Raw genomic sequence first — 6,936 nt, 5'->3', positions numbered from 1 at the left:
AACATATAGGTAGTAGTGTGTCTAGGCTAAAATTGTGGGTAAAAAAAACCTAACCCCCTAACCCCCTTAAGTGCTAGCGTTGGGGGAATATTTCTCTCTCCCCTCTCCTAAAAGGAGAGGGGTTGGGGGAGAGGTCTTCATTATCCTCAAACTTACCTATAATTTTCGTCTAGACGAGCTACTACTAAATTTATAGAAAAATAGGAAATGAAGATTTAATTTTTGTAGTCTAAGTTAGCTTAAGATAAAAATTTATTGCTTAACTTATGAATAAAATTGCTGTTGCTTTAATTAGCGGGTATCAAGAATATGTTTCTCCTAGAAAAGGTCTTGATACAATAAGCAAGAATTAACCGCACATTTCCTACTGTTTATCCAGTATTTCCGCTCTCTCAAAGCATAATTCCACACCTTTCTACAAACCGCCAACATATCTTCTATGATGGCTATCTGCTGTTGAGAGGGACTTAATTTAAACTCGTAGGTTAGTGTTAGCATATCCAGATTATAACATAAGAGACATGATATAAGTATCTTGAACTGAATCAATATTTATATAGAAAAATGGAAAATATTACTCCTACACAAACAACTCCTAAATTGCTAGTTGTGGCTACTGGTAATCCTGGAAAAGTTCAAGAAATGCAGGAATATCTGGCTGATTTGAATTTACAATTAAAATTAAAACCCAAAGATTTAGAAATTGAGGAAACTGGGGAAACTTTTCTAGCTAATGCTCGCCTTAAAGCAACTGGTGTGGCAAAAGCTACTGGGGAATGGGCGATCGCTGATGATTCAGGATTAGCAGTTGATGCTTTGGATGGCAGACCGGGAATTTATTCTGCTCGTTACGCTCCTACTGTTGCTGAACAAATAGAGCGAGTTTTGACAGAGTTGGGAGATAATTCTAATCGTCAAGCACAATTTGTCTGTGCTTTGGTTATTGCTAGACCTGATGGTACAGTTGCTTTAGAGACAGAGGGAATTTGCCGTGGAGAAATTTTATATAGTCCTCGTGGAAATGGTGGGTTTGGTTACGACCCTATTTTTTATGTTCCTGCTGTAGAAAAGACCTTTGCCGAAATGTCTGGAGAAATGAAGCGATCGCTCTCCCATCGTGGTGAAGCTTTTAAAATATTATTGCCTCAGATAAAAGCTATGTTTGGCTAGTTTTGTATATTAAACATCTCCAGAAAAGAGGTAGCAGGTAGAAATAATTGATGATTTATGTGTCATAGTTGATTTTATTTTTTATTATTGGAGATGTCTATTTCTATAAGTGATGGTTTTTCTCAGCCTTTGGCAGTATTTTCAATAATGGATAATGGATAATGGATAATGGATAATTGATAATGGATAATTGATAATTGATAATTACCTCTCCCTAATAAGGAAGAGGATTGAATAAAAGGAAAATTTTTTCTTGTTTCTCCTTGCTCATGAGAGGCTTTAAACCTTAATTATTCGGTAAAGCGTAGATAAAAATTATGATTACTATTAATTTAAAGCCAGAAATTGAAGCGCAAATTCTGGAAAAAGCTAAGTTACAAGACTTATCAATTGAACAATATATTGAAATTTTAATAGAAAAATAAATTGAAAATATTGTTTCTGAAGTTGAGGAAACAGCTTACTTATTTAAAAGTAAAATCAACAAAAATAGGTTGTTAAATGCTGTGGAAAATGTCGATAGGCAAACTAATTTAATTGAATTTTCATTAGAAGAAATTGAGTGACTAAAAGAATTGTATTTGAAGCGTCTGCTTTTTCAGACTTTACTGAGTGGGTGAAAATCGATCAAAAAATTCATTAGAAAATAGTCACTCTGATTAAAGATATTGACCGTTCTTCATTTTCTGGTTTAGGTAAACCAGAACCTCTTAAATATGAACTCAGTGGTTATTGGTCAAGATGTATCAATGACGAGCATCGTTTAGTTTATAAAGTAACTGATGATGAAATTATTATTATTGCCTGTAAATATCATTATGAGTAATGAAAGAATAACTTAATTTCTCAGCTTCTAATATTTCTCGTCAACATTAATAAAATTGTCTAGAGGGTTTCTTTCTTTTCCTTTTAAACCTACCTACTTAGCTAACTGTAAAGTTATAATAGCCGAATTAGCAGAAATATAATCTGCAAGTCCTTCCTCAAATTTTAAAATCAAGACCACAATGGCAAGTCTAAGAAATCCTTTCACTGTAGGCCAACCAGTTGCCCCAGAACGTTTTGTGGGACGGGAAAATTTAATCGCAACAGCATTTGACCAAATATACAATCGCAGTAATTTGGCTATTTGGGGTGGCCCTGGTATGGGAAAAACTTCTTTCCTTAACCTTCTAACATCTCATCAAGTCTGGCAGTCAGAAGATATAGATCCATCTACAGCGGTAATTGTTTATCTAAGTTGCCTAGAAATTAAGCCTTTCTTCCCTGCTACTTTTTGGCGGAGAATTATTTATTTAATTAGAGAAAAAACTAAAGATAACCCTACCCTACAAGCTAAAACTCTAGAGTTACTAAAAAAGCCTAAATCAACTAAAGATAACCTGCGCTATATTTTAAAAAAAATAGGCGAGGAAAACAAATTTTTAGTGCTACTTTTAGATGATTATAATGTAACTTTGAACTCTCATTCTCAATATACTGAAACTGACGTAGAAACATTCTTGAGCGAGTGTCGTAATTTAGCCTATCACTCCTCAGAAAGAAGGTATCTATCAATGATTGTAACTTCATTACGACGCCTAAATGAAACAGGTCCCCGTCTGACACCAGAAAAATCTCCTTGGTATAATCATTACGCATTTCAACAATTAAAACCACTCAATCAAAATGAAGTAGATAGTCTATTGAATAAGATAGAAATAACACCATAACTAAGAGAAGGAATTGAAGAAATTGCTGATGGAAATCCAGCTTTACTACAAAATTATGGATTTATTTTGCACAACAAAAGACGCTCTGGAGAAACACTTAATGCTGAGATATTTGCTAACGAGTTTGTAGCAGCAACAGAGAATTTTTTTCAAGAGACATGGCAGCTTGCTAATGAATTAGAACAAACTTTGTTAATGCTAATTGCATTGTCTAATTTAGAAGGTCGCGTACAAAATAAACGCTATGATTTAGGTGATATTAATATTATTTTTAGTCAGAAAGAACGAGAGTTGATTGACTTAGAACAAAGGGGAGTGATTAAACGAACTACAAAACAAGAAAATACAGTTTATTTATTTTCTTCAACAATTATGGAGTGGTGGGTAATTAAAGAAATTGAAAATACTAATGCAGAAACACTTAAACAGAGAGAGAAAGTATTTATCAATTTGATGAGTCATCAACAAGCAGAAAAAGTAACAAATGTGATTAAGTATTTGTCAGAAAATAAAGAAGCTATACAATCTATCGTCAAATGGGTAAGCAAGCTAGCAATGTGCTTTGCATAATTTTGATAGTTCCTTAATTTAGATATTGAAAAAATTATTTTACTGTTAGTTCAGTGGTCTATTAGGGTGCGTTTCCGCTAAGAGCGGACATGAAAAGACGGCTAAATTTTAGACTGTTAAAGACATTTAATAATCCGTCGTAACGCACCATTTCATAAGTCTCAGTCCATTACTGTGCTTTAGATGGCTGAAATCACTCGCTAAAATAGAAATGGTGCGTTAAATTTTATTAAAGCATCCTACTAAACTATAACTATTTAATTATATATAAAAAAGGTTATTTTATCTTAGTTAGTAATAGTAAAAATATAATTGCTACAAAAGCTAATAAATTAATATGACATCTACAATAAATTGGCGAAATCCTTATATTATTTGTCGCTCTATTGATGAATCTGAATTGTTTTTTAGCAGAGAAAGTCTGTTTCGTTTTATTGAAGATAACTTGAGTAATAATGAACAAGTTATTCTACTACATGGTCAAAGACGTATAGGTAAATCCTCTGTACTACAGCAAATTCCTAAAAAGGTAAATTTAGATGATAAATTTGTTTTTATCATGTTAGATTTTCAAGATAAAAGCAAATGGTCTCACAATCAAATTATCTACAAACTTGCCCAAGAGATTTTTAAACATCTTAAAGTATCTCTAAATGTAATTGGCTTACCTTCACTCCAAGATTTAAAACAAGATACAGCAAATAAATTCACAGTATTATTGCATCAGATACTCCAGAAATTGGGTAGTGTAAATTTAGTATTATTACTTGATGAGTTTGATGTTTTAGACAGCAACAATAATTATGAATCAGAATTTGAAGAATTCTTTGGATACTTAAAGCTAATTTTGTCTCAGGAGAAGCAACTTTTTATTATTCCTGTTGTGGGAAGGCGACTAGATGATATGCCAAAACTGATTAATTTATTTAAGAGGGCACCTCAGCAGAGAATAGGATTACTAGATCGATTAAGTACCCAAAGGTTAATTACAAACCCTGTTATAGGATTACTGCAATATGATGAGAAATCAATAAACGAAATTATCAGACTCTCAGCAGGACATCCTTACTTTACACAAGCTATATGTTACGCTCTGTTTGCACAAGCACGGGAAAAAGAAAAAGCTGAGATTTTGGGAACTGATGTAGGTGAAGTTATAGACGATGCTATTGAGTTGAGCGAAGGAGGGTTAGTTTGGTTTCGGGAGGGATTACAGATTCCAGAAAGAGTAGTATTCTCAGCAGCAGCAGTAGCTCAAGAGAATGCCAGGCAAAATCGGTTACACCCGGAAAACTCACTAAATTTGCTTAAAAGCTATGGAGTTAATATAGAGCAACTACTTCAGGCGCAACAAACTTTAATTGAAAATGAATTTTTAGATAGAGATAGTAATAGAGTTACCGTTGAGTTTGTTCGTCGTTGGTTAATCAAATATTATCCACTACAGTCAGAAATATGGGAACTGGAGAAACTTGATTCTGAAGCTAATTATTATTATGAAAGAGCTAATATATGGCGGAACCGGGGAAATATAGATGATGAGTTGTACCACTATCGTAAAGCTCTAGAACTTAATCCTAACCATTTTAGTGCTTTATTCCGGTTGGCTGAGGCATACCGGAAAAATCAAAAATTCAAGGAAGCATCACAATTGTACGCTCGAGCTTACAAAATTAATCCACAACGTACGGCAAAAGATTACATAGAATCATTGTTTGGTCATGGCGATCATTATTTCCAAAACAATCGTTTACTTGAGAGAAATTTAATCCTAGTTCAAAAAATCTATGAAAGAATATTAGAAATTGAGCCTAAGAATACAAAAGCCCTAGAGAAAATTAGACACCTGAGAGCAAAGGAAAACCCTATAAGTATTCCAGTTTCTCATGGTAAAAAGTTGAAGCAAATTCCAATTCGTTTGGTGATTTTAACAGCAGCTTTAGCAGTTCCCATACTGATTGGAATAGGAATCTTTTTGGGATTCAAACTTAAACCTGTTCCAGATTCTCAGTTAGATAAAATATTATCAGATGAAGAGAAGCAACAAAGGTTTAGTAGAGGTGAGAACACAGTATTTGATGATACTAACAATGAAATCTATTATAATAATCTTTTAGAGTGTAATCAAAAATTTCAACAGAATAATTACAGTCAAGCTACTGACTGTTTTCAACAGCTTATAATTGCTAATCGTAACGAACCAGAACCGTTGATTTACTATAACAATTCCTTAGCTCGTAAGTATGGTAATCCTATAATTATAGCGGTAGTTATACCAGCAGATCAAGATATTAACAGATCTAAAGAAGTTTTACGAGGTGTTGCCCAGGCACAAAATGAATCTAACGAAAATCAGGCAAAAAATAACGATTTTTCATCAGGTACTAGATTACTAGAGATTGTCATTGTTAATGATAGTAATGAACCTAAAATATCTAATAAAGTAGCCCAAGAAATAGTTAAAAATAGATCTATTTTAGGAGTCATAGGACATAATTCTAGCAATGCTAGTAAGGCAGCATTGGAAGTATATAAACTAGAAAATTTAGCTATTATTTCTCCTACCAGTACAAGTACAGAATTGAAAGATGATGTTTTCTTTAGAACAGTATTTGATAACTCAAAAATGAGCAAAAAGCTAGCTGAGTATGTGGGATATTTGCCCATAGAAAAAGTGGTTATTTTCTATAATGAACCAAGTTCATTTAGTCGAACTCTAAAGGATTTTTTTTATTTTGAATTTAACTCTTTAAATAATAGTAAAAAAGTTTAAAGTATAAATTTGAAACAAAAGTATTTCAATCCAAAAATAGAAGTTCAGAATGCTGCAGACAACCTAGTTGAGGTTAGTATGCTATTCGGAGATGTCAAAACAATTGACTTAACAGTTGAGATTGCCAAAGCTAATTATGAATTACCAGAAAATAAAAGATTACAGTTATTTGGTGGTGATACTCTTTATAATTGTAAGACCTTAAACAAAGGTCAGCAAGCAGTCAAAGGTTTGATTTTGGTAGTACCGTGGCATAAAGAATTAGACGCAGCAAAACCATTTTTAGATCGAGCAAAACCTCTGTGGGGAGGAGATGTTGCCTGGCGTACTGCTACCAGTTATGATGCAACTAAGGCTTTTCTTGATGCGTTATCTAATTCGGGTACAAATCCGACCAGATCTACAATTTTGGAAAAACTTAAAGAAGTAAATCTGCCACCTGAAGAAACATCTGGACAAAATCTTAGATTTAATCCAGACGGTGAACCTTTAGGTAAACCAATGCTGGTTGAAGTTGTTGAATCTAACGATCCATATTGTTCTTATTTAAATTTTCATTTAGTAGAAGAGTAGTGTCAACTAATTTAACTTTCAGCGATCGTTAATAACTAAAATGACTTCAACCTAACCTACTAAAAACTAAGACGTCTTAGTTTTTGCATATATTATTCTATTTTAGATAATAACAGATATTTACTCACAATGAACTTA

The 6,936-nt window shown here is 33.0% G+C and carries 7 protein-coding genes; 6 read left to right on the top strand and 1 reads right to left on the bottom strand.

Annotated features, from left to right (window positions below):
• Positions 1-318: 318 nt before the first annotated feature.
• Positions 319-498, bottom strand: a complete 180-nt coding sequence (locus tag F6K22_RS25775; protein WP_293104588.1) for a helix-turn-helix domain-containing protein — start codon at positions 496-498, stop codon at positions 319-321.
• A gap of 66 nt (positions 499-564) precedes the next feature.
• Between F6K22_RS25775 and rdgB the strand changes: the two genes are divergently transcribed.
• The 6 genes from rdgB (at position 565) to F6K22_RS25745 (ending at position 6,798) form a co-directional block, all read left to right on the top strand.
• Positions 565-1,170 (top strand): RdgB/HAM1 family non-canonical purine NTP pyrophosphatase, encoded by a 606-nt coding sequence (gene rdgB / locus F6K22_RS25770; RefSeq protein ID WP_293104585.1) that lies wholly within the window; start codon positions 565-567, stop codon positions 1,168-1,170.
• Positions 1,171-1,816: 646 nt separating this feature from the next.
• The gene (locus F6K22_RS25765) at positions 1,817-1,996 is read left to right on the top strand and encodes a Txe/YoeB family addiction module toxin (RefSeq protein WP_363274428.1); all 180 of its coding nucleotides are present in this window, start codon (positions 1,817-1,819) and stop codon (positions 1,994-1,996) included.
• Between the two features lie 181 nt (positions 1,997-2,177).
• Positions 2,178-2,882: an ATP-binding protein gene (locus tag F6K22_RS25760; RefSeq protein ID WP_293104582.1), complete on the top strand. Its 705-nt coding sequence runs from the start codon at positions 2,178-2,180 to the stop codon at positions 2,880-2,882.
• A gap of 66 nt (positions 2,883-2,948) precedes the next feature.
• On the top strand, positions 2,949-3,452 hold the full coding sequence (locus F6K22_RS25755) for a hypothetical protein (protein WP_293104579.1): 504 nt from the start codon (positions 2,949-2,951) through the stop codon (positions 3,450-3,452).
• 337 nt (positions 3,453-3,789) lie between these two features.
• Positions 3,790-6,225 (top strand): tetratricopeptide repeat protein, encoded by a 2,436-nt coding sequence (locus F6K22_RS25750; RefSeq protein ID WP_293104576.1) that lies wholly within the window; start codon positions 3,790-3,792, stop codon positions 6,223-6,225.
• A 9-nt stretch (positions 6,226-6,234) separates the two neighbouring features.
• Positions 6,235-6,798 (top strand): type 1 periplasmic-binding domain-containing protein, encoded by a 564-nt coding sequence (locus F6K22_RS25745; protein ID WP_293104573.1) that lies wholly within the window; start codon positions 6,235-6,237, stop codon positions 6,796-6,798.
• Positions 6,799-6,936 lie beyond the last annotated feature (138 nt).

It is taken from the genome of Okeania sp. SIO2F4 (assembly GCF_010672385.1).
GTDB lineage: Bacteria > Cyanobacteriota > Cyanobacteriia > Cyanobacteriales > Microcoleaceae > Trichodesmium.
The sequence above is the reverse complement of the archived record's forward strand: the minus strand, read 5'-3'. Positions and strand labels throughout refer to the sequence as shown.

Coding starts and splice junctions, on each gene's coding strand:
- F6K22_RS25775 (WP_293104588.1), bottom strand. CDS start 498: ATGCTAACACTAACCTACGAGTTTAAATTAAGTCCCTCTCAACAGCAG.
- F6K22_RS25750 (WP_293104576.1), top strand. CDS start 3,790: ATGACATCTACAATAAATTGGCGAAATCCTTATATTATTTGTCGCTCT.
- rdgB (WP_293104585.1), top strand. CDS start 565: ATGGAAAATATTACTCCTACACAAACAACTCCTAAATTGCTAGTTGTG.
- F6K22_RS25760 (WP_293104582.1), top strand. CDS start 2,178: ATGGCAAGTCTAAGAAATCCTTTCACTGTAGGCCAACCAGTTGCCCCA.